This is a genomic window from Nonomuraea mesophila, assembly GCF_004352805.1.
GTDB classification, from domain to species: Bacteria; Actinomycetota; Actinomycetes; order Streptosporangiales; family Streptosporangiaceae; genus Nonomuraea; species Nonomuraea longispora.
On sequence record NZ_SMLD01000047.1, the window covers coordinates 1 to 26,324 of the forward strand.

The following is a 26,324-nucleotide window of genomic DNA, read 5'->3' on the forward strand; positions in this document are numbered from 1 at the left end:
CGCGTGGCCGAGGCGCTGGCGGAGCTCGCCCCCTATGCCGGGGAGCGGGGCGTCAAGCTCGCTCTGGAGCCGCTGCACCCCGTCTACTGTCCCGACCGGGCCGTGCTGTCCACCCTCGGGCAGGCGCTCGACCTGAGCCTGGCCCACCCGGAGGAGCAGGTCGGCGTGGTGGTGGACACCTTCCACGTCTGGTGGGACCCGAGGTTGCCCGACGAGATCGCCCGCGCCGGCCGCAGGATCGCGTCGTACCAGGTGTGCGACTACCTGCACCCGCTGCCCGCCGACGTGCTGCTCGGACGGGGCATGATGGGTGACGGCGTGATCGCCTTCCCGCCGATCACGCGGGCGGTGCTGGCCGCCGGATACACCGGCGACATCGAGGTCGAGATCTTCAACGCCGACGTCTGGGCCACCGACCCGGACGAGGTGGTGGCCACGATGAAGGCCCGCTACGAGGACGTGGTGCTCGCCACCGGGTGAACGGCCCGCGCGGTCACGACGGCAGGGTGATCGTGCCCGCGGCGCCGTTGACGGTGATCTCCTGGCCCGTGGTGATGCGGTGGGTGGCGCCGGCGACGCCGACGACGGCCGGGATGCCGTACTCCCTGGCCACCACCGCGCCGTGCGACATCGAGCCGCCCATCTCCATCACGAGCCCGCCCGCCGTCAGGAACAGCGGTGTCCAGCCCGGGTCCGTCGAGGGGCAGACCAGGATCTCGCCCGGTTCCAGGTGCGCGCCGGTCGGGTCCATCACCACCCTGGCCACGCCGGTGACGGTGCCCGCGGACGCGGCCGTGCCGGTCAGCGCGCCGTCCGCGGCGGGGGTGGCCAGCGCCTCGGGCTCGGTGCCGTCGGAAAGCAGCACCCTGGGCACGTGCCTGCGGCGCGACTCCCGTTCGTACGCCTCCCGCCGCTGCGCCACCAGCCCGCGCAGGTCGCCGCCGCGCAGGGCGGCCCTGGCCTGCCTCGGGTCGAGGAAGAACACGTCACGCGCCTCGTCCAGCACGCCGAGGCCGGCCAGGTGCTCCCCCACCTGGAGCAGGCTCCGCCGCACGCCGGCGAGCGCCTTGACCGCGTAGAACTTGGGCAGTTCCCGCAGCCCCGCGTACATCCGCGTGCGCCCGAGCGCGAACCGCACCACGGCGGCCCGCCACCGGCCCTTGCGCCCGGCCTCGGCCGCCACGCGGGCGATCTCGGTCTCCGCCTTCCGCGCACCGTTGGCGAACATCGTGGCGGGCGCGAGGCCGGCGTCGGCGTCCATGCGCAGGTAGTTGGCGATCACGCCGAGGATGTGGCCGGGCTCCTCCGACCAGCGGGGCACGCCCAGGTCGATCTCGGCGACACCGCGATGGCCGTACGTGTCCAGAAATTTCGTGATCTCCCGCTGGGCGATGGGCGGGAGCGTCCCGGCCCGGTAGCGGCGGACCAGCTCCTCCACCGGCTCCTTCATGAACGGCTCCGGCTCGACGCGGGTGGACAGGTCCCACAGCTCCAGGTCCATCTCCGTGGTGGGGTTGTGCGGGACACTGCGCAGGACGTCCTGCATGTCGCCGAGCGGCACGCCGGAGAGCCTGGACGACAGCGCGAACAGGCCGTAGCCCGTGATCACGATCGGCATGATCGAGACGATGAGGGGGAAGACGGTCCTGAGCACGCGCTCGGCGTGGTCGAGGCGCTGCTCCGGGGTGGCGTCCGCCGGCAACCGGAGCCGCCGGCCGGCGACCTCGCCGACGCGGGCGGTGTACGCCAGGGCCTTGCGCGGCCTGGTCAGCGCGAGCAGCACCCGTGAGGGGGCGTGGATGCGGCCGGCGAACCGGCGCAGGCCACGGATCACGGGACGGCGAGAGGTGTACGCCAGCGACAACCGCGGATCGGCCACCAGCTGCTCCACGACCGGGCCCGTACGCGCCTCCCCGAGCTGCAGCATGCGGGGCATGATGACGCGGCCGGCCTTGCTGCGTACGGCGGTGGTGAGGTCCATCCACAACCGCTGCCCCGACTCGGTCATGAAGTGCGGGCCGTCGAGGGGGTCGGCGGGGCCGTGGCCGAACATCCCGGCCCCTCCTGAGGCGATCAGCTTGAGCGCCGACGCTCCCATGGGGGTGAGCGGGCCCATGACGCCCTGGGCGACGTTGAAGGAGAAGTACACCCGCAGTCCGGGCCCGGGGGCGTCCGGCAGCGGATAGAGGGTGGTGATGGGGCGCGCCTGGGTGAGCCAGAGCCGGCCGTCGTGGTCGACGGCCCATTCGGTGTCCTGCGGGGCGCCGTAGTGGTCCTCGACGCGCGTGCCCAGCTCGGCCAGGGCGAGCACCTCGGCGTCGGTCAGGCAGAGCTCCTCGCCGGGCGCGTCGCCGGTGGCCTCGACACGTTCCGTGCCGCCGCCGGGCAGCGCGCGGATCGCCAGCCGCTTGTCGCCCGGCCGGCGTTCGAGGATCTCGCCCCCGTGGACGATGAAGCGGTCGGGGTTCACGGCGCCGGAGACGACGGCCTCGCCGAGCCCTGGCGCCGCGTCGATGACGGCCTCGCGCCGGCGGCCCGTGACCGGGTTGGCGGTGAACATGACGCCCGAGACCCGCGCGTCCACCATCGTCTGGACGACCACCGCGAGCCGTACGGCGGCGTGGTCGATGCCGTTCGACTCGCGGTAGGCGACGGCGCGATCGGTCCAGAGCGAGGCCCAGCAGCGGCGTACGGCCTCGACCACCGCGTCGGCTCCCACCACGTTGAGGAAGGTGTCCTGCTGCCCGGCGAAGCTGGCGAACGGCAGGTCCTCGGCGGTCGCGGAGGAGCGCACGGCCACCGGCACGTCGTCTCCGAGCGCGGTGTACCCCTTGACGATCGTCTCGTGCACGGCCGCGGGCACCGAGGCCTCCAGCAGGTGCCGCCTGGCGCGCTCGGCGAGCCCCTCGCCGCTCGTCTCCAGCCCCTCGGCGACCTGCCGGTACGCCTCCGTGGTCAGCACCCAGCCGGGGGGCACGGGCAGCCCCGCCCTGGTCAGCTCGCCGAGGTTGGCGGCCTTTCCGCCCACCTCGGCGAGCATTCCGGCGTCGATCTCGGAGAAATCCAGTGCCGTGTTCATCAGATGCACCCCTGCCCTTCAGCGTCCTGACATGAGTGTCACGCTTTCCCGGCAAGAATTCAACACATGATGAAAGAAGTCACAGAGGCAGCGGCTCACCGTCCAGCTCCCAGGCGGGATCGACGTCCGCCCCCAGCAGGGCGAGCACCGTCGGGGCCACGTCGACCAGCCGGGGACCGCTCAGGGAACGTCCGCCCAGGTGCTCCCCCAGCCGGCAGACGATCACGAACACCCGGCGCTCCTCCTCCGAGTCGCCGCCGTGACCCCCCTCGTCCACGTGCCCGTGGTCGGTGGTGACGAGCACGGTCCAGCGCTCGCCGGCGTACGAGGGCCGGGCGCGGACGGCGCCGAGCAGGCGTCCCAGGTAGGCGTCCTGGGTCTGGAGTGCGGCGGCGTACTCGGGGCAGTGCGGGCCGAGGTCGTGGGCCACGTCGTCGGTCTCGCCCAGGTAGACGAACATCGCGTCCGGGTCGCCTTCCGCCAGGTGCCGCCCGGCGGCGTCGGCGACCTGCGTGTCGGCCTCGGCCCAGCCGATGGCGTAGCCGTCGCGCACGAACCGGTGGCCGGCCGCCGGGCCGAACGCGCCGTGCTCGGCGAGCGCCGCCCACGAGAAGAAGGCGGCGGTGGACAGCTCGGGGCGGGCATGCCTCGCGCGCGTCAAGAAGTCCGGAAATTTTTGGAACTGGGGTGCGGTGAAGCTGTTGTCTACGACGCCGTGTTTGTCGGGCCAGGCCCCGGTGGCGATGGACGACCAGCCGGGCCCCGAGTCCGTACGCGACCTGATCGTGCGGCCGCCGGTCGCCGGTTCAGGAGCCTTGGGCACGACCTCGCCCGCCGACTCCGTACGCGGGGTGCCGGCCTCACCGTAGGGGAGCAGACTGGTGCCGTACGCACCGGAGGCCATCAGCTCCGCCAGCACCGGCGCGCCCACAGCCTGGAGCCGGTCGAAGCGCAGGCCGTCCATGCCGACAACGAGGACTTTGTTCTTGGATGCGGACATCCCCCTATCTAAGCGGTGAAGCGTCGCACCCAGTCGGCCGCTCCCGGCAGGATCTCCTCGACCGGAGCGACCTGCGGATACCACGTGCGCTCCCACTCCAGCGACACCCAGCCGTCGTAGCCGGCCCCGCGCAGCAGCCCGCCCGCCTCGTCGAGCGGCACGGACCCGGTCCACAGGGGCACCGGCGTGGTGTCGTGCGCCGACACGGCGTCCTTGACCTGGACGTACACCAGGTGAGGCCCGAGCGCGGCGAGCGAGTCCGCCGGCGGCTCGCCGTTGCGCCAGGGATGCAGCAGGTCCCACAACGCGCCGGCGGTCTCGGGGCAGCCCGCCTCGGCGAGCAGCGCGGCCACGGCGGCGCCGGTGGCCATGGCGTCGTGCGTCTCGACGAGCACGCGCAGGCCGAGGGCGCCCGCCGTACCGGAGACCGCCCTGAGCCTGCGGGCGCCGACGGCCGGATCGTCGCCGCGGGGGAAGACGCGCACGCCGGGAGCGCCCAGATCGGCGGCCAGCCGCAGGTCGGCGAGGAGCGCCCCGACGACGGGTTCGTCCGGCCCTGGCTCACAGATGCCGACGTATCCGGCGAGGGCGGAGATCTCCAGGCCCGCCCCCTCCACCCGCTCCCGCACCGCGCGCCGCTCGGCGGCGTCCAGGCCGGAGTGCACGCCGGTTTCGGGGTGCAGGCGCAGCTCCAGCCCCTCACAGCCGCCTGCGGTCGCTATCTCGATCGCCCTGCCGAGCCCTTCGCCGGGCAAGCCCAGCGTGCTGACCGCCAGCCTCACGCCATCCTCCGCACACTCTCCCGCAGCACGACCTCGCCCGCGACCTGCTCGACCACGACCGGGTCGCCTTCGCCCAGCGCCAGCTCCAGCGCCCTGGCCCCCATGTCCTTCAACGGCAGGCGCACGGTCGTCAGCGCGGGCACATGGTCACGCAGGGTGACGATGTCGTCGAACCCGGCCACCGAGACGTCGTCGGGCACGCGCACGCCGCGTTCGCGGTAGGCCGCGAGCGCCCCGACCGCCATCACGTCGTTGACCGCGAACACGCAGCTCACGTCGCCGGCCTGTGAGGCCGCCGCGTAGCCGCCGTCGCGGTCGAACGGCCCATGGATCACCTGCGGCGCGGGCAGCCCCAGCTCCTCCAGCGCCTCGACGAACCCGGCGCACCGATCGGCCGCCGTCACCAGGTGCGGCGGCCCCGCCAGCACCGCGAAGCGGGTGTGCCCCAGGCCGGCCAGGGCCCGCGCCAGTTCGGCAGCGCCCTGCCGGTTGGCCGGCGCGACGGTGTCGACGCCGAGCAGGTCCTGGCCCACGCAGGCCGCCCGGCCGCCGCCGGCCTGGTATCGGGCCAGCTCGTCGCGCAGGCGCCCGGTGACGGCGGGGTCGGCGACACGTGAGCCGACCAGCAGCACCGCCCTGACGCGCTGGGCGTTGAGCGTCGCGACGTAGGCGATCTCCTGCTCGGGGTCGCGATGCGTGGTGCCCACCATGACGAGCAGGCCCTCGGTGGCCGCGGCCCGCATCGCCCCGTCGGCCAGGGCCGCGAAGTAGGGGTCGGTCAGGTCGTGGACGACGATGCCGATGACGTTGCTCGCGCCGCGGGCCAGCGTCTGGGCCGCGATGTTGGCGCGGTAACCGAGCTCGTCGGCGGCCTGCTCGACGCGCGCCCGCAGGGCCGCGCCGACCTGGCGGGTGCTGCCGTTGAGCACCCGCGAGGCGGTCGCCAGTGAGACGCCCGCCTGCTTGGCGACGTCTTCAAGCGTGACCACGAGACCTCCCAGGAAAGCGGTTTCCAAGTCTGCCAGACCAGCACCTGGATCCGCATCCTACGGGTGGGCCGCACTCGGCGGCCCACCCGGAGAGTGGTCTGTCCTGCGCCCGGGTCCTATGCCCAGGGGAACAGGATGTCGAGCAGGCCCTTGCGCTCCTCCTCGGTCGGCTCGGGGTCGGGCACCGGGTCCTGCGTCGTCGGCTGCGAGGCGGGAGGCTGGTCCTGCGACTCCTGGCTGGTGCTCCGCGAATCCCGGTTCTCCGACGACTGCCTCTGGGCCGGGGTGTCGGTGTCCCGCATCTCGTCCTGCGGGGCCCGGGTCGACCTAGGGCTGGCCTTGGTCGTCGGGTCGCCGATGTCGCGGGTGGGCGACGGACGGCTCTGCGGCTCGCGCGTCGGCTGGGTCTCCCCCTGCGGGCGGTTCTGCCGCGCCGGCTCGGTGCTGGTGGGCTCGTCCGTGGCCGTGTCGGTGGGCTCGGGCTCGGTCTCCTCCTCCACCGGCGTCTCCTCCTCGGAGGGGATGGCCGAGTCGGACGGAGCGGTCACCTCTCCGGCGCTGGCGCACCTGCCGCCGGCGCACGGGTCGTCGGCGGACGTACCGGTGAGCATCCAGCCCACGCCGACGCCGACCAGCACCACCGCGGCGGCCGCCACCAGCAGGACCCTGGTGCGGTGACGCACCTCGCCCTCGCCGCCGGCGCCATCACCGGCGCCACCGCCTCCGCCACGGGAGGAACGCCCCCCGTCGCCCTGGTCGTCGGTCCAGCCGGAGCCGAGGAAGCCGCGCTTGGGCTTGTCGTCGTCCAGGTCGTCCGCCTCGTACCCCCGGTCGAGCGGGAGGTAGGGAGACTCGTCATCGGGGTGGCGGGAGCCGCCGCGCTCGTCGAGCACCTCGTGCGGGCCGCTGGGCCCGCCGAAGTCGTGCGGGCCGCTCGGGCCGCCGAAGTCATGCGGACCGCTCGGACCACCGAAGTCGTGCGCGCCGCTGGGACCGCCGAAGTCGTGCGCGCCACTGGGCCCGCCGAACTCGTGCGAGCCGCTCGGGCCGCCGAAATCATGCCCACTGGAACCGCTCAGCACTTCACGGTGGGAGTCGCTCCCGCCGCCCAGCACATCATGGGGGTCACCGCCGCCGCCCAGCACGTCACGCGGAGGGCTTCCCCCGTCGAGCACGTCATGCGAGCCGCCCGTCCCGCCGGCGTCGTACGCCGAGGACGTCCCGCTGAGCACATCATGGTGACCGGGGTCGTCAAGGACGTCACGCCGCTCGATCAACTGGGGCTCGGCGCCCTTCTCCAGCGGAAGGATGTAGGTCTCGTTGCCGACCACCTGAATGGCGGGTTGTTCGTCGGTGTCCTCAGTGCTCCACCGCGGAGACAGCACATCACCCGTCATCTCCGGGTTTAACGACCTACCCTGCCCATCCTCGTATGGCCTGTCGTTCTCGTCGCGCGCCACGATGGAACCTCTCTAATACGAATACGACCCGCCCTTTCCTAGCAGACACGACCATCACTTGTCCGGAAATTTCACATGTTTCCCTCAAAACACGCAGTGTAACGTGCGCCCCTGAGCTGTCCCTACCATGCCACGTACGAGCGGACAAAGCCCCTCAGCAGCCGTCTCAGCCGGCGAGACCGGGCACCAGCCCGTCAGGCACGGCAGCGGCGGTCAAGGACGGCGGCGCGTCTCCGGGCAGGCGCACCGGTCCGCACATCGCTGAACGGCGGCATCGAGGGCTCCATCCAATGGACGCGAATCACGGGCGTCGCTACGCCGGGTGACGCCATCATGACGGTCATGCTGTTGACCGAGATGGCGCCCCCTCCCGGCGCCGAGCAGGTGGCCGGGCTGCGCGCCCGCGCCAGGGCCGCCCGCCACCGCGCCTTCGTCGCGCTGTCCGCCTCGATCGCGGTGCTGACCACCGCCCAGTTGCTCGCCGACCGGGCGCCGACCAGGGAGCAGACGGTGCCGCTCGCGGTGCTGTCCCTGGTGGCCCTGGCGGCGGCGCTGCCCGCGATGGCCGCCACCCAGTACGCCTGGGGTGTGCGGGCCCGCCTGGTCCGGTGGCGCGAGCACGAGTTGTACGGCGCCGCACACTCGGGCGGCACCCGGCCGTTCAGCCGGCTCGCCCTCGCCGCGGGCTGGGCGGTGACCCTGCTGCTGGGCGGCACCACGCCGGGCTTCTTCGACCAGGCCGCCCTGTACTCCGTCGCCGACGACCTGAGCTGGACGGTCGAGGCACTGGCGGTTGCGAGTTGCGGGGCCGGGGTGCTGTTCCTCCTCTGGTGGGCCCGCGACGCGCTGTGGCTGCTGGCCCGCGCCCGGCGTTCGGGCGTCTCGCCGGGCGACCCGTGGGATCCGGGCCACGAACCCCGCCCGCGTACGGCCCCGTGGCGGACGGGCGCGCTCTGGGCGGGCGCGGCGGTGGCGGTGACGGCCCTGCTCGCGGCCCGCGCCCATCTGTGGGAGCCGGCGACGGCGGCGGTCTACACGCTGCTGACCGCCGCTCTTGTGCTCGGAGTAGTTACCGACGAGTAGCATAGGCGCGGAACCCATCCAGCGAACGAGGAGCGAATCCGTGCCTTCCTCTCGTGACGTCGTGTTCGTCGACGGCGTGCGCACACCCTTCGGCCGGTCGGGGCCGAACGGGCTGTACGCGGAGACCCGCGCCGACGACCTGGTCGTCCGCGTCATCCGCGAGCTCATCCGGCGTAACCCCGGCCTGCCGCCCGAGCGCGTCGACGAGGTCGCCATCGCCGCGACCACGCAGATCGGCGACCAGGGCCTGACCATCGGCCGGTCGGCGGCGGTGCTGGCCGGGCTGCCGAAGAGCGTGCCCGGCTACGCCGTCGACCGCATGTGCGCGGGCGCGATGACCGCGGTCACCACGGTCGCGGGCGGCATCGCGTTCGGCGCCTACGACGTCGCCATCGCCGGGGGCGTCGAGCACATGGGCCGCCACCCCATGGGCGAGGGCGTCGACCCGAACCCGCGCTTCCTGTCCGAGAAGCTGGTCGACCCGAGCGCCCTGGTGATGGGCATGACGGCGGAGAACCTGCACGACCGCTACCCGTCGATCACCAAGGAGCGCGCCGACCGGTACGCGGTGCTGTCGCAGGAGCGGGCGGCCAAGGCGTACGCCGACGACAGAATCCAGCCCGACCTGGTGCCGTCCGCGATCAGGACGGCCGAGAAGGGCTGGGGTCTCGCGGTCGAGGACGAGGCGCCGCGGCCGGGCACCACCATGGAGGGCCTGAGCACGCTCAAGACGCCGTTCCGTCCGCACGGCAACGTCACGGCGGGCAACTCCTCCGGCATCAACGACGGCGCCACCGGCTGCGTCGTGGCCGCCGGAGAGGTCGCCGCCGAGCTGGGGCTGGCGCCGAAGATGCGGCTGGTGTCCTACGCGTTCGCGGGCGTCGACCCCGAGGTCATGGGCGTCGGGCCGATCCCGTCCACGGAGCGGGCGCTGCGCCTGGCCGGGCTGGACATCTCCGACATCGGGCTGTTCGAGATCAACGAGGCGTTCGCCGTGCAGGTGCTGGCGTTCCTCGAGCACTTCGGCATCGCCGACGACGACCCGCGCGTGAACCCCTACGGCGGCGCCATCGCCTACGGCCACCCGCTGGCCTCTTCGGGCGTGCGGCTGATGACGCAGCTCGCGCGGCAGTTCGGCGAGCGTCCCGGCGTGCGGTACGGCATCACCACGATGTGCGTCGGACTGGGCATGGGCGGCACTGTGATCTGGGAGAACCTGGCATGAGCGAGCTGGACAACTGGCGTGCGCTGCTGAGCGAGCGCGCCGCCGACGAGGTCGTCACCAAGGCGCTGGTACGCGACGTGCGCCTGCCCGGCGGCGCCGGCACGATGGCGCTGATCACCCTGGACAACGGCTTCGACCACACCAGGCCGAACACGTTCGGCCCGCACGGCCTGTTCGCGCTGAACGGCGCCCTGTCGGAGATCGCCGAGCGCACCGACCTGGCCGCGGTGGGCGTGACGGGCAAACCGTTCATCTTCGCCGTCGGCGCCGACCTCAAGGGAGCGGCAGCCCTGCGTACCCGTGAGGAGGCGCTGGCCGTCGCCCGGCTCGGCCACCACGTGTTCCGCCGGCTCGGCGAGCTGCCCGTCCCGTCGTTCGCGTTCGTGAACGGCGCGGCCATGGGCGGCGGGCTCGAGGTCGCGCTGCACTGTACGTACCGGACGATCTCCTCGGGCGTGCCGGCCGTGGCGCTGCCCGAGTGTTTCCTCGGGCTGGTGCCCGGCTGGGGCGGCACGCAGTTGCTGCCGCGCCTGATCGGCCCGGCCGACGCGATCAAGCTGATCATCGAGAACCCGCTGGCACAGAACCGCGTGACCAAGGGCAGGCAGGCGTACGAGCTGGGCGTCGCCGACGCCATGTTCGAGCCCGCCGACTTCCTGGAGGAGTCGCTGCGCTGGGCCGCCCAGGTGATCAACGGCGAGGTGGTCGTGGAGCGGCCCGCGCACGACGGCTGGGACAAGGCGGTCGCCGACGCGCGGTTCCTGGTCGACATGAAGCTGCGCGGCGCGTCGCCCGCCCCCTACCGGGCGCTCGACCTGATCGAGCAGGCCCGCACCGCGACCCGCGACGAGGGGTTCGCCGCCGAGGACGAGGCGCTGGCCGACCTGCTGACGGGTGACGAGCTGCGGGCCGGGCTCTACGCGTTCGACCTGGTGCAGCGGCGCGCCAAGCAGCCGGCGGGCGCGCCCGACCCGTCGCTCGCCCGCAAGGTGGGCAAGGTCGGCATCGTCGGTGCGGGGCTGATGGCCTCGCAGATGGCGCTGCTGTTCGCCCGCCGGCTGGAGGTGCCGGTCGTGCTGACCGACGTCGACCAGGCGAGGATCGACAAGGGCGTGGCGTACGTACGGGACGAGATCGGCAAGCTGCTGGCCAGGGGCCGCATCTCGCGGGACCAGGCCAACCGGCTCACGGCGCTGGTGACCGGCTCGCCCTCCAAGGACGCCTTCGCCGACGCCGACTTCGTGATCGAGGCGGTCTTCGAGGACCTCGCGGTCAAGAAGCAGGTCCTCGCCGAGGTGGAGGCCGTCGTCGGCCCCTCCTGCGTGCTGGCCACGAACACCTCCTCGCTGTCGCTGACCGCGATGGGCGCCGAGCTCGCGCACCCGGAGCGGCTGGTCGGGTTCCACTTCTTCAACCCGGTCGCGGTCATGCCGCTGCTGGAGATCGTCGCGGGCGCCGCGACGGACGACGCCACGCTGGCCACGGCGTTCGCGGTGGGCAGGACCTTGAAGAAGTCGGCGGTGCTGGTCAAGGACGCACCCGCGTTCGTGGTCAACCGGCTGCTGACCCGCTTCATGGGCGAGGTCGTGGCGGCCGTGGACGAGGGCACGCCGCTGGAGACGGCCGAGCACGCGCTCGACGGGCTGGGCCTGCCGATGACACCGTTCGCGCTGCTGCAGCTGGTCGGCCCGGCCGTCGGCCTGCACGTGGCGGGGACGCTCCACGAGGCGTTCCCCGAGCGGTTCGGTGTCTCGCAGAACCTGGCCGAGCTGGTCGCCGCCGGCAAGCCGGGCGTCTACCTGCCGGACCTGACGCTGGACGAGGAGGCGGTGGCGCTCTTCGCGGGCGGCGACCGGCCGTCCACCGCCGAGCAGGTGCGCGAGCGGGTGCTGGCGGCGCTGGCCGAGGAGATCCGGATCATGCTGGACGAGGGCGTCGTCGCGGCGGCGCAGGACATCGACCTGTGCATGATCCTCGGCGCCGGCTGGCCGTTCCATCTGGGTGGCATCACGCCGTATCTGGACAGGTCCGGTATCGCCCGGCCGCGCTTCCTTCCTCCGGGCCTGGCGTCGATGCCCGCGTGATTTTACGGAGGCCCGCCCGGCGGGCCTCCCCACGCCACACCCTCCTCCGCCGTAGCGTTTGGTGCCGTCCTACGAACGGAGAGTAACCATGATGAGAGCAGCCGGCACCATCGCGCTCTGCGGAGCCCTCCTGGCGGGCGCGTCGTCGCCCGCGGCGGCGGCGCGTGACCCCAAGGTGCAGCTCAAGATCGTCAACTCGGTCAAGGGCGGGGCCACGAAGACGGCCTGGCTCCACTGCGCGCCCACCGGGGGGACCCACCCCGACGCCCGCACGGCCTGCCGCCAGCTGCGCCGGGTCGGAGGCGACCCGGCCAAGCTCAACGTCTCGCCCGGCACGGCCTGCACGAAGGAGTTCAGGCCGCACGTCATCGCGGTCGTCGGCCGGTGGCACGGCAAGACCGTGAAGTGGGGGAAGGTCTTCCCCAACGGCTGCCAGGCCAAGGCCGCGACCGGAGCCGTCGCCGCGCTCTGACCCCCGGCACGGGGGTGGTCCGCGCCCCACCCCCGGCGTTGCTCAGCGGCCGCTCTTCTGCCAGGGCATCGCCGTCCTGCTGTGCCAGTAGCCGTACGCGAAGTAGAGCACGATGCCGATGATCATCCAGATGACGAACCGCAGCCACGTCTGCACCGGCAGGTTGAGCATCAGGTAGAGGCAGGCCAGCACGGACAGGATCGGCAGCACCGGCACCAGCGGCGCCCTGAACGCCCGCGGCAGGTCCGGCCTGGTGCGCCTGAGCACCACCACGCCGATCGAGACCACCACGAACGCGAAGAGCGTGCCGATGTTCACCAGCTCGGCCAGCTCGCCGAACGACACGAACCCGGCCAGCACCATCGTGACCAGCCCGATGAGGACCGTGAGCCGGACCGGCGTGCCGAAACGCGGATTGACCTTGGCCATCGAGCGCGGCAGCAGCCCGTCGCGGCACATCGCGAAGAGCACCCGGGTCTGACCCAGCAGCAGCACGAGCACCACCGTCGTCAGGCCGGCCAGCGCGCCCACGCTGATGATTCCGGCCAGCCACGGCTGACCGACCGCGATGAAGGCGTCCGACAGCGGCGCCGACGTGCTCAGCTCGCTGTAGCGCTGCATGCCGACGACGACGATGGAGACGGCGACGTACAGCAGCGTGCAGATCGCCAGCGAGCCGATGATGCCGCGCGGCACGTCGCGCTGCGGCCGCACGGTCTCCTCCGCGGCGGTGGCCACGATGTCGAAGCCGATGAACGCGAAGAACACGATGGCCGCGGCCGAGAAGATGCCGATCACGCCGAACGCGACCGGCGTGATGCCGAACAGCACCTGGATCAGCGGCGCGTTCGTGCCCTCCACCTGCGGCGTGGGCACCGCCTCGGGGATGAACGGCGTGTAGTTGGCGCCCTTGATGAAGAAGAGCCCGGCCACGATGACGAGCAGCACCACGGCGACCTTAGTGATCACCAGGATGAGGTTGACCCGTGAGGACAGCTTGATGCCGACCGCCAGCACCGTCGTGAGGACGGCGACGATGACGACGGCGGGCAGGTTGACCACGGGGTCGTCACCGGCGATCGTGGCGGGCAGCTCCAGGCCGGCCGAGGCCAGCATCGAGGCGAAATAGCCCGACCAGCCCACCGCCACCACGGCGGCGGCCAGCGCCAGCTCGAGGATCAGGTCCCAGCCGATCACCCACGCGGGGAACTCCCCCAGCGTGGCGAAGGAGAAGGTGTAGGCGGACCCCGCCACCGGGATCGTGGAGGCGAACTCCGCGTAGCACAGCGCCGCAAGGGCGCACACGACGGCCGCGACGACGAAGGAGAGCGCCACCGCCGGGCCGGCCAGCTCCTTGGCGACCTGCCCGGTGAGCACGAAGATCCCCGTACCGACGATCACGCCGATGCCGAAGACCGTCAGGTCCGTGGCCGTCAGGCGTTTACGCAGCTGGTGCTCGGGGGCCTCGGTGTCGCCGATCGACTGCTCGACGCTCTTCGTGCGAAAGATGTCCACGCTCAGCGATCCTTCCCACGCCCCCGGCCGTCATGCGCCGCCGGGGGCATGCTCCCCGAGCGTGGTTCAGTGGCGGGCGGGCTCCTCCGCCTGGGCGCGTCTGGCGACCGCCTCGGTGATCTGGCGGGCGAGGTCCTGGCCGGTCAGGCCGATGCGGCTGAGGATCGCGGCCCGCTTGGCGTGGTCGAGGAACTCCTGCGGGATGCCGAAGGTGCGTACGGGCACGTCGACGTCGGCGTCACGCAGCAGGCGGGCCACGGCGTCGCCCACCGCGCCCACCCGGCCGTTGTCCTCGACGACGGCCACCAGCTTGTGCTGCCTGGCCGCCGGCGCGAGCGCCTCGTCGAGCGGCTTGACCCAGCGCGGGTCGACCACGGTGGTCGCGATGCCCTGGGCGTCGAGCAGGACCGCCGCCTCCATGCAGATCTGCGCCATCGGGCCCACGCCGACCAGCAGCACGTCGGGCTCGGACTCGTGCCCGCCCTCAGGGTCGCCCTTCGGGACGCGCAGCACGTCCATCTCGCCCAGCCGGCCGACCGCGTCGAGCGTCTCGGCGACCGGGCCCTTGGGGAAGCGCAGCACGGTCGGGCCGTCGGAGACCTCCACGGCCTCGCGCAGCAGCTCGGTCAGCCGGTCTCCGTCGCGCGGCACCGCGACTTTGAGGCCGGGCACCACCTGGAGGATGGACAGGTCCCACATGCCGTTGTGGCTGGCGCCGTCGTCGCCCGTGACGCCCGCCCGGTCGAGCACGACGGTGACCGGCAGCCGGTGCAGCGCGACGTCCATGAGAAGCTGGTCGAACGCGCGGTTGAGGAAGGTGGCATAGACGGCCACCACCGGATGCATGCCGCCCAGGGCGAGGCCGGCGGCGCTGGTGAGCGCGTGCTGCTCGGCGATGCCGACGTCGTAGATGCGGTCGGGGTAGGCCTCGGCGAAGGCGTTGAGGCCCGTCGGGTGCAGCATGGCCGCGGTGATCGCGACCAGGTCGTCGCGCTCCTTGCCGAGCCGGACCAGTTCCTCGCTGAACACGTTGGTCCAGATGCGGCCCTTGGGCTTCTCCGCGCCGGTGGCCCGGTCGAAGGCGCCCGGCGAGTGGAACTGGTCCTCGTCGTGGTCCTCGGCGGGGGCGTAACCGCGGCCCTTCCGGGTGAGCGCGTGCACGATGACGGGCCCCCGGAAGCCGCGGGCCTTGCGCAGCGCCGCCTCCATGGCCTGCTCGTCGTGGCCGTCGATGGGCCCGACGTATTTCAGGCCGAGGTCCTCGAACATCACCTGCGGCGCGATGACGTCCTTGACGCCCTTCTTGAAGCCGTGGAGCGCGTCGTAGAGGACGGGAACGTTGCCGATCTTGTCTTTGACGTATTCGAGCACGTCCTCGTAGTGGCGGTTGACGCGCAGCGAGGACAGGTGGGAGGCCAGGCCGCCGATGGTGGGCGAGTAGGAGCGCCCGTTGTCGTTGACCACGATGACGACCGGCAGGTCCTTGGCGGCGGCGATGTTGTTGAGCGCCTCCCAGGCCATGCCGCCGGTCAGCGCGCCGTCGCCGATCACGGCGACCACCGTGCGGTCGCGCTCGCCGCGCAGCTTGAACGCCTTGGCCAGGCCGTCGGCGTAGGACAGCGCGGTCGAGGCGTGGGAGTTCTCGACGAAGTCGTGCTCCGACTCGGCCCTGCTCGGGTAGCCCGACAGGCCGCCCTCCTGCTTCAGCGCGTCGAACCCGGACGCGCGGCCGGTGAGGAGCTTGTGCACGTACGCCTGGTGGCCGGTGTCCCAGACGACGGGGTCGGCAGGCGAGTCGAAGACCCGGTGCACGGCGATGGTCAGCTCGACCACGCCGAGGTTGGGGCCCAGGTGGCCACCGTACTTCGCGCACGAGTCGACGAGCAGGTCACGGATCTCCCCCGCGAGCCGCGGCAACTCCTCCACAGTGAGCCGTTTGACGTCCTGCGGTCCCTTTACCGAGCCCAGCAACCCGCTCACGGATCCGACTCCCCTCTGCTCTTGTCCGCCGATTCCCCGAGTGTAGTTCGCGGACGCCTCACTGACTCCATCGAGTCAAACCCACCCCGGTATGTCCGATCTTGACCTACTCTTTCGTTACCTATGAACTCCGTCCACAAAACTAAACGCGCAGCACTTGTGGCCGCCGCACTGGTTCTCGCCCTGGCAGCGGCCGGTCTGGTGCTCGTGCTGGTGGACGGGACCTTGACGCCGCGCGGGTTACGCAACGAGGCCCAGCAACTCGCCGACCCTCCCTCGCGCGCCGCGGGTCAGCAGGCGCGGGTGCCCGACCTCGGCAAGGCGGTGGCGACCCGCAATCCGCTGTACAGGACCGGGCGGCTCACCGACGTCAACTGCCGCCCCGGCCCCCTTCCCGCCAGGAGCATCACCGCGTACCGGCGGTTCCTGACGCGCGTGACCGCGTGCCTGAACCGGGTGTGGGGCCTGCAGTTCCGCAAGGCGGACATGCCCTTCACCAAACCGCGGCTGCGGATCATCACTCGCAAAGTCAAGACGCCCTGCGGGGTGTGGAACGCCGGCGCCGACGGCGTCTACTGCTCCACCGACCGCACCATGTACCTCATGATCAGCAAGGACCAGCTGCGCAACCCGTTCCCGCTCGGGATCACCCGGCTGATCGCCCACGAGTACGGTCACCACGTGCAGCAGATCTCCGGCATCTGGAACTACTACTGGACCGCCAGGACCCTGGCGGGCAAGACCAGGCGGCTGCTGCTCTCACGCAAGTCCGAGCTCCAGGCCGAATGTTTCTCCGCCGCCTTCATGCGGACGATGCGGGGCTCCGAACTGGTCTCCACCGCCGACTGGGCCTACACCGTGGAGTGGTTCAGGAAGAACGGCGCCAAGGGCTGGCCGCAGAACGACCACGGCAAGGGTCCCACGCAGGCGGCCTGGATGTCGCGCGGGTTCAAACGCGGCACGCCGGGCGCGTGCAACACCTGGGCCACCGCGTCCCGTAACGTCAGATGATCTAAGATCCGCCATCGTGCGCTTATCCCACTTGCTGGTAGCCGCGTGTGTGGTCGTGGGTCTGCTCCTGCCCGGCCCCGCCCGCGCGGCGCAACCGGCCCCGTCCGCCGGGCTGTCCGGCGAGCTGAGCGGCACGGGCCTGCCGCTCCTGTGCGACATCCCGGACATCCGGCTGGGCAGCGTGGCCTCGCTCAGGTCGTTCCACCGCGCGATGGCCGACTGCGCCGACCGGTTCTGGGCGGTCACGTTCGCCGTGGCCGGACTGGCCTACAGTCCGCCCGAGCTGTCCATCACGACGGGAACCGACTCGGTGTGCGGCGCGATCACCGACAACGGCGCACAGTACTGCCCGGACCAGCAGACGATCGTCGTCCGGATCATGCAGCACGAGCTGCACGACCCGTTCAGGATGAACATCGCGCACTCCATCGCCCACGAGTGGGGACACCACGTGCAGCGGCTGACCGGGGTGCTCGACGCGTACAACGCGCTGTACCAGCCGGCCTCGGGGCAGGCGCGGAACCTGCTGAACCACCGGCTGGAGATGCAGGCCGAGTGCTACGCGGGGGTGTTCTACAGCGCCGCGCTGGACTCGATCGCCCCCGGCATCGCATGGGAGGCGTGGATCGAGGCCGTGAGCGAGGCGGACGAGAGCGAGGCCCACGGCAGGCCCGCCAACCTGGCGGCCTGGCAGGACCGCGGCTACCGCGGCGGGGCGACCGGCCACTGCGACACATGGACGGCGGGCGACTCCGCAGTCACCTGACCACGGCCCCTGACCACGGTCACCCCGACCACGGGCCCTGAGCATGGGCCCTGAGCATGGGCCCTGAGCATGGGCCCTGAGCATGGGCCCTGAGCATGGGTGGGGCGGCCCTCAGGCGTTGGCGCGGGCCAGGACCTCCAGCGGGTCGGACAGCACGTGTGCGAAGGCGAGCTCGGCCGCCCCCACCAGGGTCGCGGCGTCACCCAGGGCCGACGTACGCAGCCGCAGGTCACGCTGCGGCGCCATCGCGTGCAACGTGAGCTGTGTGCGCACCTGCGCGGCCGAGCCGAGATAGATTTCCCGCAACATCCCGCCGAAGATCAGCATTTCCGGGTTGAAGATGTTCACCAGGTTCGCGACGCCGAGCCCGAGCCACTCGCCGACCCTCTTCAGGCCCTCCTGCGCCCCGATGTCGCCGCGGTCGGCGGCCTCGACCACGGCCCTGACCGCGTCCCTGCCCTGCTGCGCGCCGAACCGGCCGGCCGACTCCAGCAGCGCCCGCTCTCCCACCTCCGCCTCCAGGCAGCCGCTGGAGCCGCAGCCGCAGGCGCGGCCGCCCGGGTTGATGACCATGTGGCCGACCTCCCCGCCGTAACCGTCGTGGCCGCCGAGCAGATGGCCGCCCGCGATGATCCCGCCACCGATGCCGACGTCGCCGTGCAGGTAGATGAGGTCCTTGGCGCCGGTGCCGACCCCGCGGCTGTGCTCGGCCAGCGCGCCCAGGTTGGCGTCGTTGCCCACGCTGACCGGCAGCCCCAGGCCCAGCCTGCGGCCCAGCTCCTCGCCGAACGGCACCTCACCGTCCAGCAGGTTGGGGCCGAACGTCACCACGCCGTCGGCCTTGCGCACGCCGCCGGACACGGCCGCCGCCGCGCCGACGCACACCGTGTCGGCGCTGGTCTTGCGCCGCATCTGCCGGGCGAACCCGGACAACGTCGCGGCCAGCTCGTCCAGCTTGAACCGGCTCCGGTCGCGCGGGACCTCCCTGCGGTCGAGGATGACCCCGCCCAGCCCCACACGCGCGACCGCGAGCCGGTCGGGGCCCACGTCGAACGCGAACACGTAGACCCGTGCCGACTCGGGCCGCACCACGAGCGAGGGCCGCCCGGCACGGCCCGTCTCGCGCGGCAGCTCCTCGCGTACCAGCCCCGCGGCGGTGAGGTCGGAGGTCAGCGCCATGATGGTGCTCCGGTTGAGCCCCATCCTGGACGTGAGCTCGGCGCGCGAGATCGGCCCGCCCAGATGTACATGCCGGAGCAGCGCGCCGAGATTGTGGCGCCTGATGTCCTCTTGAGACGGTCCGGCACGCATGGTCTGGAGTTCCTTCAGGGGCTGCGAGTCGCTGATCACCTTAATCCAGCGGCCGCCGCCCGCTTGCGCGCCAGGGCGTCGACACCCGCGGCCAGCAGCAGGACGGACCCGGTGACCAGGTATTTCACACTGGCCCCGTACCCCATCAGGCCCATGCCGTTCTCGATCACGGCCACCACCGCGCCGCCCATCACGGCGTCCAGCACCCGGCCCTTGCCGCCGAACAGGCTGGTGCCGCCGATGACGGCCGCGCCGACCGCGTACAGCAGGACGGAGCTGCCGCCCGTGTTCGGGTCGACGGAGCTGGCCCTGGACGCGGCCACGATCCCGCCGACCGCGGCCATCGAGGAGCAGATCACGAAGGCGTAGATCTTGATGCGGTCGACCGGGATGCCCGCCCGCCTCGCGGCCTCGGCATTGCCTCCGACCGCGTACAGGTGCCGGCCGAACGCCGTGCGGCGCAGCACCAGCGTCCACACGACCAGCAGCACCAGGATGACCGGCACCACGATCGGCACGCCCGTGAGCGAGACCAGCTCGGGGTTGCGGCTGCGCTCCAGGTTGAGCGCGAAGACCGCGAGCCCGGCGAACACGACCAGCAGGCCCACGCGGAACGCGATCAGCGACATCGGGTCGGCGACCAGGCCGCGCTTGGCGCGCGATCTGGCCCGCCTGAGCTGTACGCCCGCGAAGATCGCCACGCAGACCGCGTAGAGCACCCACCCCAGCCACGGGGGCAGGTTCCTGTTCGCGATGGCGACGATCACGCTGTTCCTGATGGAGATGTTCGTGCCCTCGTCGACCAGCACCAGGACCAGGCCCTGGAAGGCGAGGAACCCCGCCAGCGTCACCACGAACGACGGTATGCCGACCTTCGCGACCAGCGCGCCGAGCATCATGCCGATGAGCACACCGGTGAGGATCGCCGCCACCACGGACACGTACCAGGGCAGGCCCGCGCTGGTCAGCGTGACCGCGAGCACCGCCGCGCACACGCCGCTGGCGAAACCCGCCGACAGGTCGATCTCGCCGAGCAGCAGCACGAACACCAGGCCCATCGCGATCAGCGTGATCGCGGCCCCCTGGGTGAACAGGTTGGCGAAGTTGATCGCGGTGACGAACGAGGGCCGCGCGGCCGCGAAGACCCCGCAGAGCACCACCAGGCCGAGTACGGCCGGCAGCGCGCCCATGTCGCCGCCGCGCACCCGCTGGACGTAGGCGAGGAAACTGTTGCCGATCGACGGTGACTGCGTCGCCGTGACGATCGCCTCGCTCGGTAGTTCTTCGACCTTGTTCATGGCGTGACCCCGTTCTTGAGGCCGAGATCGCCGCTACGGCCGGAGGTGATCAGTTCGACGACCTGCGCGTGCGTCACGTCGGCGGTCTTGACCTGCGCGGCCATCCTGCCGAGGTAGAGCGCCGCGATCCGGTCGGAGACGGCGAAGACGTCGTTCAAGTTGTGCGAGATGAGCACGACGGCCAGCCCCGTGTCGGCCAGCCTGCGCACCAGTTCCAGCACCTGCGCGGTCTGGGCCACGCCCAGGGCCGCGGTCGGCTCGTCGAGGATGACGACCTTGCTGTTCCACAGCACGGCCTTGGCGATGGCCACGGTCTGCCGCTGCCCGCCGGACAGGCTGGAGACCTGCTGCCTGATGGACTTCACCGTACGCACGGACAGGCTGCTGAGCGTGCGCTCGGCGAGTTCCTCCATGCTGTCCTCGTCGAGCATCGGGCCTCGCCTGCGCTCTCTGCCGAGGAACATGTTCTGCACGATGTCGAGGTTGTCGCACAGGGCGAGGTCCTGGTAGACGATCTCGATGCCCAGTTCGCCCGCGTCGCGCGGGCTGTGGACCTGGACCGGGCGGCCGTCGAAGAGGATCTCGCCGTCGTCGATCGGGTAGATGCCGCCGACGCACTTGACGAGCGTCGACTTACCGGCGCCGTTGTCACCGACGAGCGCCGTGACCTCGCCGGCGTACGCCGACAGTTCGACCCTGTGCAGCACCTTCACCGGGCCGAAGCTCTTGTCTATCCCGCGCACTTCAAGGAGGGGGGTCATGGGGCTCCCTAAGGAGGGCACGGCCGCGCTCGTGGCGCGGGCCGTACCCCTTGGTCTTATTCGATTCCTGCCTCGGTGCACTTCTCGGCGAAGTCACCCGTGCACAGTTCCTCCTTGGTCACGAACCCGTCGGCCACCACGTCCTTGATGTTCTCGAAGTGGATGGCCTGCGGCTCCATCAGCTCCGCGGGCACGTCCTGGCCGCTCTCCGGGTCCTTGACGCTGCTGCTCGCCGTGGGCTTCTCGCCCTTGGCCAGCGCCACCGCGAGCTTGGCCGCGGCGTCGGCCTCCTTCTTGACGGCCTTGTAGACGGTCATGCACTGGTCGCCGGCGAGGATGTTCTGCAGGCCCTGCACGGTGGCGTCCTGGCCGGTGACCGGCACCTTGCCGTTGAGGTTGTTCTTCTTCAGCACGGTGATGGCGGCGTTGCCGAGGCCGTCGTTGGCGGCCAGCACCCCGGCGATCTTCGGCTCCTGGGTCAGCATCTGCTCGAAGAGCGTCGCGGCCTGGGTGTTGTCCCAGTCGGGCACCGACTGCTCCGGGCCCTTGACGTACTCGCCGGCGTCGAACTTCGGCTTGAGCACGCCGTCGTACCCCGCCTTGAACAGGGTGGCGTTGTTGTCCGTCGGCGAGCCGTTGAGGTAGGCGACGATCGGCTTGTCCGCCTCCTTGTCGGTCAGGCACTTGGCCAGGCCCTCGCCCTGGAGCTGACCGACCTTGGTGTTGTCGAAGCTCACGTAGTAGGCGGCGCCGCCGCCGAGCGTCAGCCGGTCGTAGTCGATGGTGGGCACGCCCTGCGACTTGGCCTTGTCGATGACGGTCTTGCCGGTGCCGCTGTCCAGGTTGACGATCATCAGAACGGTGGCGCCGTTGGTGATCATCTGGTCGGCGATGGTCTGGAACGCCGTCTTGTCGTTCTGGGCGTTCTGGATGTCGTACTGGACTCCGGCGGCCTTGAACGCCTCTTCGAGGTACTTGCGGTCCGCCGTCTCCCACCTGGCCGAGGACTTGCTGTCCGGCAGGATGACACCGATCTTGCCCGCCGCCGCCTGTGATGCGGTCGCGGAGGCCGTCGACGAAGTGGTCTGACCGCTTTCGCCCCCGCAGGCGGTGAGACCGAGAGCGAGCGCGGCTGCCGCGGCGGTCATGCTGAGGATCCCCTTGCGCATGGTGCAGGGTCCTTTCTTCCGGAGGGGCCGGATGAATGTTGTTTGCGGCAACGTATTCCGGGATCGCCTGCTTTGGAAGACCCACTCGCGCGGTAGTTTGTTGTTTCTAGTAACAATCAGGAAACATGGGGCCGTACTCCGGGCCGCGCGTCCGGAAGCCCGCGGCTCGCTAACGTGGGCCCATGATCGTATGGATCAACGGCACCCACGGCGCGGGCAAGACGACCACCGGCGCACTCGTGCAGCCACTGCTTCCGGACTCACGGGTGTTCGACGCCGAGAAGGTCGGCGTGACCCTCATGGACATCCGGCCGGGGCTGCCCTCGACGGGCAACTTCCAGCACTGGCCGCCGTGGCGGTCGCTCGTCGTCGAAACCGCCCGCCACGTGCTCGACTACGTCGGCGGCACCCTGGTGATGCCCATGACCGTCCTGGTCGAGCAGTACTGGCGCGAGATCAGCGCGGGCCTCGCGCGGCACTCCATTCCGGTACGGCACTTCGTCCTCCACGCCGACCAGGACACCCTGCGTGAGCGCATCGAGGGGGACACCGTGCTCGGCCCCTCCACCTTCCGGCTCCAGCACCTCGAGCCCTACGCGGAGGCGGCCCGCACGTGGCTGCATCGCGAGGCCGAGGTCGTCGACACCACGCATCTCACCCCCGCCCTGGCCGCCTCGCGGATCGCCGAGGCCGTCAAGAACTGAGACCCGCTCCGCCGCCGGTACCTGGGGTGGGGGCTTACGTTCACGGGCTGTGCGCCCGCCGCGTGATCGCTCCGGGCAGAGCCGACCATCGACGGAGCCGCCGTCCGCGTCGGCGGAGCGGGGTCGGCGGAGCGGGGTCGGCGGGCCGGCGTCGCGCCGGGTTGGGTGCGGTGACAATGGGGGCATGGGAGATCCGGTCGAGATCGTCGACCACGACCCGGGCTGGGCCGCGACGTTCGCCACGCTCGGCCGCAGGATGCGGGCGGCGCTCGGCTCGGTCGCGGTGCGGATCGACCACATCGGGTCGACGTCGGTGCCCGGACTGGCCGCCAAGCCCGTGATCGACGTGCAGGTCGCCGTGCGCTCGTTCGAACCGCTGGAGGCGTACAAGGGCCCGCTTGAGCGGGTCGGGCTGGTCCACCGGGCGGGCAATCCGGAACTGACCAAACGTTACTTCCGCGAGGCGCCGGGACACCTGCAGCGCAGGACTCATGTGCACGTACGCGAACTCGGCAGCTTCTCCCAGCAACTGCCGCTGCTGTTCCGCGACTACCTTCGCGCGCACCCCGAGGCCGCGGCAGAGTTCGCCGAGGTGAAACGGCGGTGCGCCGAGCGGTTCCGTGACGCGCGGCACGAGTACGTCGCCGCCAAGGAACCGTACGTGTGGGCCATGGTGCGCCGCGCCGACACCTGGGCCCAGCGCACCGGCTGGCGCCCGGGCCCGAGCGACGCGTAACCGCCGGCCGGGGCGCCCCGGCACACGAGCGGGCACCCGGGCCACCCGGCACGTCCCCGCCCGCAATCGAGACCCTGACCCGACCACCGACGCCTGCTGCGCCACCCGGCAGTACGCATGACCGGAAGCCGAGCCGAGCGCCGGCGTCCGGGCCGTGCCGGTGAGGTCCGGGGCACGACGGTGTCCGTACGAGGAGGGCGGGCCCACCTCACGGCCGTCACGGCGGGCCGGTCAGGGCAGGCCGATGACGACGTTCTGGGCGATCAGGCTCAGCGCCGAGGCGGTCGCCACCACGAGCACCGCCATCCGGGCCCTGCCGCCGTCGAGGTAGCGCCGCAGCGGCCCCGACGCCAGGAACCCGATGGCCATGGGCACGACCAGCGTCGCCCCCGCCGCCACCGCCTGCACGGGCAGTTCGCCCACCAGGGCCAGGATCCCCAGCGACTGCAGCGCGCTCAGACAGAAGAACGCCGCGAGCGTCGCCCTGATCTGCGGGCCCTCCGCGCTCTGGTACACCAGCGCGATGGGCGGCCCGCCGATGCCCGTCGCGGTGCCGGTGATGCCGGAGACGAAACCGGCGGAGGTGAGCGTCACGCCGGTGCGCGGCACGCTCATCGCCCTGGCGGTCAGGAGCACGGCGATCACCACCATGACCGCCACGAAGACGCTCCTGGCATATATGGATGTGTAGACAATAATGAGTGCACCGATGACACTCCCCGGCAGCCTGCCCAGCAGCGCGAACCCCACTCCGCGCCACTCCACCCGCCGCCATTCCGAGGCCAGCGTGAACAGTGGCATCGCCAGGTTGACCATCTGGACGGCGCCCGGCATCAGGCCGGGCTCGATCATCGTCAGCACGGGCACGGCCACCAACCCCAGCCCGACACCCACCCCACCCTGCACGACCGCGCCCGCAAAAACCGCCAGTCCACCCACGATGAGCAGCAATGCCGCATCAGTCATGCAGGAGAGTCAACCATCTTTACTCTCTGTTGCCATTCCTGCTCCAAGAGTGACCGGCTCGTGTATTCTTTTCCACGACGCAGACGTAGCCTCTGGAGTATGAGCATGAAGTCTAAAGCCGCGACGACGATACGCGTCAGCGTCACAACCCGAGACCGCCTAGCCCGAATCGCCCGCCAGGAGGGTCGAACCATGACCGAGGTGCTGCACAACGCCATCGCCGACTACGAGCAGAAGCAGTTCTGGCAGACCGTGAACGAGCAGGTCGGGCAGACGCAGCGCGAAGACCCAGAAGGCTGGGCCGACTACCTGACCGAACGCGAACAGGTGCTCGGTCCACGCCCCCGCTCCCGTCGGATCGCGCCCGAATGGGACGGTCTAATCACATTTCCCGAGGAGAAGGATGAAACTGACGCAAGGTGATATCTGGTTCACCAGGTTCAGCAGTCCGACCGGTCGCGAGCAGGGTTTCGACCGTCCCTCTCTGATCGTCAGCAACGACAACCTCAACCAGTCGAGGCTCGGGCTCGTCTTTGCCGTACCTCTGACCACCCGGGAGCGCGGATATCTCACCCATGTCCGGATAGGCCGTGACGGGACCGGGTTGGCCAAGACAAGCTGGGCGATGATCGAGCAGATCCGCGCCATCTCGCCGGACAGGTTCGACTTCTTCGTCGGCACCGCCCCCGAGGAGGTCGTCGAGGAAGCGGTCACCGTGCTGAAACGCATGCTCTAGGAGATTCGCCGCCCGGCGAAAAAGAGCTTCGCCGGGTGGCTCTCTCATCGTGCCACACTTTGCAGATCAATAAGCTGGCGAGCGTGCGATCCCTCCCGATGACGCGTGTCCTGGCCCTCGCCGCTGTTCTGGCGTCCGTCTGCCTGACCGCCCCGCCCGCGCAGGCGGCGCCCGTACGCAGCCCGTTCCCCAAGAAGGCAGGCAAGCTGGCCGCGACCTCATGCCCCGAGACCCCGATCGTCTCCGGCGGCGTTCCGCGCACCCGGGAGTACCTCCAGACGGTCGTGAAATGTCTGGACAAGTCGTGGGGTGCATACGTTGAGCGGGCAGGGCGTACGTTTCACAAGCCCGTCGTCCGCTACTTCGAGGAGCCGGCGAGCACCGTGTGCGGGATGCGCTGGCCCGCGTACGCCGACGCCTTCTACTGCACCGAGCGCGCCACCGTGGTCTTCCCGCTGACCGGCCGGTGGATCGAGAACAGGACCGACCTCTTCCCGTTCAAGGTGGCCGCCCACGAGTACGGTCACCACCTGCAGAGCCTGCTCGGCATCCGCCGCTCCTACGAGGCCAGGGCACGCGCCGACCGCAGCCACGCGGACCGGTTGAAGCGCCGCTACGAACTCCAGGCCGACTGCCTGTCCGGAGTCTTCCTGGGCAGCGTCTGGCGCTCCCTGGCCCGCTCCGAACGCGACTGGGCGGCGCTGCTCGACGCGACCCGGGCGAGCGGCGACGACGATGACGGCCACCGCACCCACGGCAAGGGGTCAAGCCGGGCCTACTGGCTCAAACGCGGCTACGGCGCCGTCTCTCCCGCCGCCTGCGACACCTGGTCGGCACCCGCCACCAGAGTCGCCTGACCGCAAAGCCTCTCGACCTGCCCGGTGACCCGCCCAGTGAGCTGACCAGTGAGCTGCCCGATGACCTGACCGGTGACCTGACCGGTGAGACGGCGGCGGGTGGGTCGCGGGCCTGCGACGCAGACCCGAGCGACCGGCCGCCGGCTCGTGACCAGCGTGATCCGTGATCCGTGATCCGTGATCCGTGATCCGTGATCCGTGATCCGTGGCGGAGGGCCGCCTGGGGAGCGAGAAGCCGCCCGGCGGAGGGTGTTCCGCCGGGCGGCTCTCATGGTGTCGGGTGGTTCCCCCGAAACGGGCGCGTGAAGATCGCGCCCAACCCCGGCGACGAGCCGGGCTC

At 71.2% G+C, this 26,324-nt stretch carries 24 protein-coding genes; 12 read left to right on the plus strand and 12 right to left on the minus strand.

The annotated features are described in order from the left end of the window. Positions 1 to 480, plus strand: a 480-nt coding sequence (locus tag E1295_RS19310) for a sugar phosphate isomerase/epimerase family protein (RefSeq protein ID WP_132631723.1), incomplete at its 5' end; no start/stop codon positions are given. A 13-nt stretch (positions 481 to 493) separates the two neighbouring features. On the opposite strand, the gene E1295_RS19315 is transcribed toward E1295_RS19310, so the two are convergent. The 5 genes from E1295_RS19315 to E1295_RS19335 form a co-directional block, all read right to left on the minus strand. Then, positions 494 to 3,079 carry a PEP/pyruvate-binding domain-containing protein gene (locus tag E1295_RS19315; protein ID WP_132631724.1) on the minus strand — a complete coding sequence of 862 codons (2,586 nt, stop codon included), beginning with the start codon at positions 3,077 to 3,079 and terminating at the stop codon, positions 494 to 496. Positions 3,080 to 3,158: 79 nt separating this feature from the next. Then, a complete protein-coding gene (locus E1295_RS19320) occupies positions 3,159 to 4,079 on the minus strand; it encodes an alkaline phosphatase family protein (protein ID WP_132631725.1) in 921 nt (306 codons plus the stop codon). An 8-nt stretch (positions 4,080 to 4,087) separates the two neighbouring features. Beyond that, positions 4,088 to 4,861 carry a sugar phosphate isomerase/epimerase family protein gene (locus E1295_RS19325; protein WP_132631726.1) on the minus strand — a complete coding sequence of 258 codons (774 nt, stop codon included), beginning with the start codon at positions 4,859 to 4,861 and terminating at the stop codon, positions 4,088 to 4,090. Continuing rightward, entirely contained in the window at positions 4,858 to 5,850 is a 993-nt protein-coding gene (locus E1295_RS19330; RefSeq protein WP_181958013.1) for a LacI family DNA-binding transcriptional regulator, read from the minus strand. Before E1295_RS19330 ends, E1295_RS19325 begins: the two co-directional genes overlap by 4 nt. A gap of 116 nt (positions 5,851 to 5,966) precedes the next feature. Beyond that, positions 5,967 to 7,247 carry a hypothetical protein gene (locus tag E1295_RS19335; RefSeq protein ID WP_132631727.1) on the minus strand — a complete coding sequence of 427 codons (1,281 nt, stop codon included), beginning with the start codon at positions 7,245 to 7,247 and terminating at the stop codon, positions 5,967 to 5,969. Between the two features lie 405 nt (positions 7,248 to 7,652). Between E1295_RS19335 and E1295_RS19340 the strand changes: the two genes are divergently transcribed. The 4 genes from E1295_RS19340 to E1295_RS19355 all read left to right on the plus strand — a co-directional run bounded on the left by E1295_RS19340 (position 7,653) and on the right by E1295_RS19355 (position 12,174). Continuing rightward, positions 7,653 to 8,393, plus strand: coding sequence for a hypothetical protein (locus tag E1295_RS19340; protein WP_132631728.1), 741 nt, complete (start codon positions 7,653 to 7,655; stop codon positions 8,391 to 8,393). A gap of 61 nt (positions 8,394 to 8,454) precedes the next feature. After that, positions 8,455 to 9,618, plus strand: coding sequence for a thiolase family protein (locus E1295_RS19345; RefSeq protein WP_220448796.1), 1,164 nt, complete (start codon positions 8,455 to 8,457; stop codon positions 9,616 to 9,618). Beyond that, positions 9,615 to 11,702: a 3-hydroxyacyl-CoA dehydrogenase NAD-binding domain-containing protein gene (locus E1295_RS19350; protein ID WP_132631730.1), complete on the plus strand. Its 2,088-nt coding sequence runs from the start codon at positions 9,615 to 9,617 to the stop codon at positions 11,700 to 11,702. The genes E1295_RS19345 and E1295_RS19350 overlap by 4 nt, the downstream gene beginning before the upstream one ends. Before the next feature lie 88 nt (positions 11,703 to 11,790). Then, complete coding sequence (locus tag E1295_RS19355) at positions 11,791 to 12,174, plus strand: SSI family serine proteinase inhibitor (RefSeq protein ID WP_132631731.1); 384 nt, start codon at positions 11,791 to 11,793, stop codon at positions 12,172 to 12,174. A gap of 42 nt (positions 12,175 to 12,216) precedes the next feature. Here the strand turns inward: E1295_RS19355 and E1295_RS19360 are convergent, their stop codons facing one another. Both E1295_RS19360 and dxs read right to left on the minus strand, forming a co-directional pair. Beyond that, a complete protein-coding gene (locus E1295_RS19360; protein WP_132631732.1) occupies positions 12,217 to 13,689 on the minus strand; it encodes an amino acid permease in 1,473 nt (490 codons plus the stop codon). Positions 13,690 to 13,755: 66 nt separating this feature from the next. Next, positions 13,756 to 15,669 (minus strand): 1-deoxy-D-xylulose-5-phosphate synthase, encoded by a 1,914-nt coding sequence (gene dxs, locus E1295_RS19365; protein ID WP_425465353.1) that lies wholly within the window; start codon positions 15,667 to 15,669, stop codon positions 13,756 to 13,758. Positions 15,670 to 15,828: 159 nt separating this feature from the next. Here dxs and E1295_RS19370 point away from each other — a divergent pair, with 159 nt between their 5' ends. Both E1295_RS19370 and E1295_RS19375 read left to right on the plus strand, forming a co-directional pair. Continuing rightward, complete coding sequence (locus tag E1295_RS19370; protein WP_246080142.1) at positions 15,829 to 16,680, plus strand: neutral zinc metallopeptidase; 852 nt, start codon at positions 15,829 to 15,831, stop codon at positions 16,678 to 16,680. A 16-nt stretch (positions 16,681 to 16,696) separates the two neighbouring features. Next, on the plus strand, positions 16,697 to 17,446 hold the full coding sequence (locus E1295_RS19375; protein WP_132631734.1) for a neutral zinc metallopeptidase: 750 nt from the start codon (positions 16,697 to 16,699) through the stop codon (positions 17,444 to 17,446). 111 nt (positions 17,447 to 17,557) lie between these two features. Here the strand turns inward: E1295_RS19375 and E1295_RS19380 are convergent, their stop codons facing one another. The 4 genes from E1295_RS19380 to E1295_RS19395 are packed head-to-tail and all read right to left on the minus strand — an operon-like array spanning position 17,558 to position 21,985. After that, positions 17,558 to 18,757: an ROK family transcriptional regulator gene (locus E1295_RS19380; RefSeq protein WP_132631735.1), complete on the minus strand. Its 1,200-nt coding sequence runs from the start codon at positions 18,755 to 18,757 to the stop codon at positions 17,558 to 17,560. Between the two features lie 35 nt (positions 18,758 to 18,792). Next, complete coding sequence (locus E1295_RS19385) at positions 18,793 to 20,055, minus strand: sugar ABC transporter permease (protein ID WP_132631736.1); 1,263 nt, start codon at positions 20,053 to 20,055, stop codon at positions 18,793 to 18,795. Then, a complete protein-coding gene (locus tag E1295_RS19390) occupies positions 20,052 to 20,816 on the minus strand; it encodes an ATP-binding cassette domain-containing protein (protein WP_132631737.1) in 765 nt (254 codons plus the stop codon). Before E1295_RS19390 ends, E1295_RS19385 begins: the two co-directional genes overlap by 4 nt. A gap of 56 nt (positions 20,817 to 20,872) precedes the next feature. After that, the gene (locus tag E1295_RS19395; protein WP_132631738.1) at positions 20,873 to 21,985 is read right to left on the minus strand and encodes a sugar ABC transporter substrate-binding protein; all 1,113 of its coding nucleotides are present in this window, start codon (positions 21,983 to 21,985) and stop codon (positions 20,873 to 20,875) included. 182 nt (positions 21,986 to 22,167) lie between these two features. Between E1295_RS19395 and E1295_RS19400 the strand changes: the two genes are divergently transcribed. Beyond that, entirely contained in the window at positions 22,168 to 22,689 is a 522-nt protein-coding gene (locus E1295_RS19400; protein ID WP_132631739.1) for a P-loop nucleotide/nucleoside kinase family protein, read from the plus strand. 184 nt (positions 22,690 to 22,873) lie between these two features. Further along, positions 22,874 to 23,425: a GrpB family protein gene (locus E1295_RS19405; protein ID WP_132631740.1), complete on the plus strand. Its 552-nt coding sequence runs from the start codon at positions 22,874 to 22,876 to the stop codon at positions 23,423 to 23,425. A gap of 231 nt (positions 23,426 to 23,656) precedes the next feature. On the opposite strand, the gene E1295_RS19410 is transcribed toward E1295_RS19405, so the two are convergent. Further along, complete coding sequence (locus tag E1295_RS19410; protein ID WP_246080143.1) at positions 23,657 to 24,391, minus strand: sulfite exporter TauE/SafE family protein; 735 nt, start codon at positions 24,389 to 24,391, stop codon at positions 23,657 to 23,659. 192 nt (positions 24,392 to 24,583) lie between these two features. On the opposite strand from E1295_RS19410, the gene E1295_RS19415 reads away from it, so the two are divergent. From E1295_RS19415 to E1295_RS19425, 3 genes are all read left to right on the plus strand, one after another. After that, on the plus strand, positions 24,584 to 24,814 hold the full coding sequence (locus E1295_RS19415) for a hypothetical protein (RefSeq protein WP_132631741.1): 231 nt from the start codon (positions 24,584 to 24,586) through the stop codon (positions 24,812 to 24,814). Continuing rightward, complete coding sequence (locus tag E1295_RS19420; RefSeq protein ID WP_132631742.1) at positions 24,795 to 25,127, plus strand: type II toxin-antitoxin system PemK/MazF family toxin; 333 nt, start codon at positions 24,795 to 24,797, stop codon at positions 25,125 to 25,127. The genes E1295_RS19415 and E1295_RS19420 overlap by 20 nt, the downstream gene beginning before the upstream one ends. Before the next feature lie 98 nt (positions 25,128 to 25,225). Beyond that, positions 25,226 to 25,984: a neutral zinc metallopeptidase gene (locus tag E1295_RS19425; protein WP_246080144.1), complete on the plus strand. Its 759-nt coding sequence runs from the start codon at positions 25,226 to 25,228 to the stop codon at positions 25,982 to 25,984. The last annotated feature ends 340 nt before the right edge of the window (positions 25,985 to 26,324 follow it).

Bases quoted from the DNA above. Each gene is read 5' to 3' on its own strand.
- E1295_RS19315 (WP_132631724.1), bottom strand. From the start codon at position 3,079: ATGAACACGGCACTGGATTTCTCCGAGATCGACGCCGGAATGCTCGCC.
- E1295_RS19320 (WP_132631725.1), bottom strand. From the start codon at position 4,079: ATGTCCGCATCCAAGAACAAAGTCCTCGTTGTCGGCATGGACGGCCTG.
- E1295_RS19335 (WP_132631727.1), bottom strand. From the start codon at position 7,247: ATGACGGGTGATGTGCTGTCTCCGCGGTGGAGCACTGAGGACACCGAC.
- E1295_RS19340 (WP_132631728.1), top strand. From the start codon at position 7,653: ATGCTGTTGACCGAGATGGCGCCCCCTCCCGGCGCCGAGCAGGTGGCC.
- E1295_RS19350 (WP_132631730.1), top strand. From the start codon at position 9,615: ATGAGCGAGCTGGACAACTGGCGTGCGCTGCTGAGCGAGCGCGCCGCC.
- E1295_RS19355 (WP_132631731.1), top strand. From the start codon at position 11,791: ATGATGAGAGCAGCCGGCACCATCGCGCTCTGCGGAGCCCTCCTGGCG.
- E1295_RS19380 (WP_132631735.1), bottom strand. From the start codon at position 18,757: ATGCGTGCCGGACCGTCTCAAGAGGACATCAGGCGCCACAATCTCGGC.
- E1295_RS19385 (WP_132631736.1), bottom strand. From the start codon at position 20,055: ATGAACAAGGTCGAAGAACTACCGAGCGAGGCGATCGTCACGGCGACG.
- E1295_RS19390 (WP_132631737.1), bottom strand. From the start codon at position 20,816: ATGACCCCCCTCCTTGAAGTGCGCGGGATAGACAAGAGCTTCGGCCCG.
- E1295_RS19395 (WP_132631738.1), bottom strand. From the start codon at position 21,985: ATGCGCAAGGGGATCCTCAGCATGACCGCCGCGGCAGCCGCGCTCGCT.
- E1295_RS19400 (WP_132631739.1), top strand. From the start codon at position 22,168: ATGATCGTATGGATCAACGGCACCCACGGCGCGGGCAAGACGACCACC.
- E1295_RS19405 (WP_132631740.1), top strand. From the start codon at position 22,874: ATGGGAGATCCGGTCGAGATCGTCGACCACGACCCGGGCTGGGCCGCG.
- E1295_RS19410 (WP_246080143.1), bottom strand. From the start codon at position 24,391: ATGACTGATGCGGCATTGCTGCTCATCGTGGGTGGACTGGCGGTTTTT.
- E1295_RS19415 (WP_132631741.1), top strand. From the start codon at position 24,584: ATGACCGAGGTGCTGCACAACGCCATCGCCGACTACGAGCAGAAGCAG.
- E1295_RS19420 (WP_132631742.1), top strand. From the start codon at position 24,795: ATGAAACTGACGCAAGGTGATATCTGGTTCACCAGGTTCAGCAGTCCG.
- E1295_RS19425 (WP_246080144.1), top strand. From the start codon at position 25,226: ATGACGCGTGTCCTGGCCCTCGCCGCTGTTCTGGCGTCCGTCTGCCTG.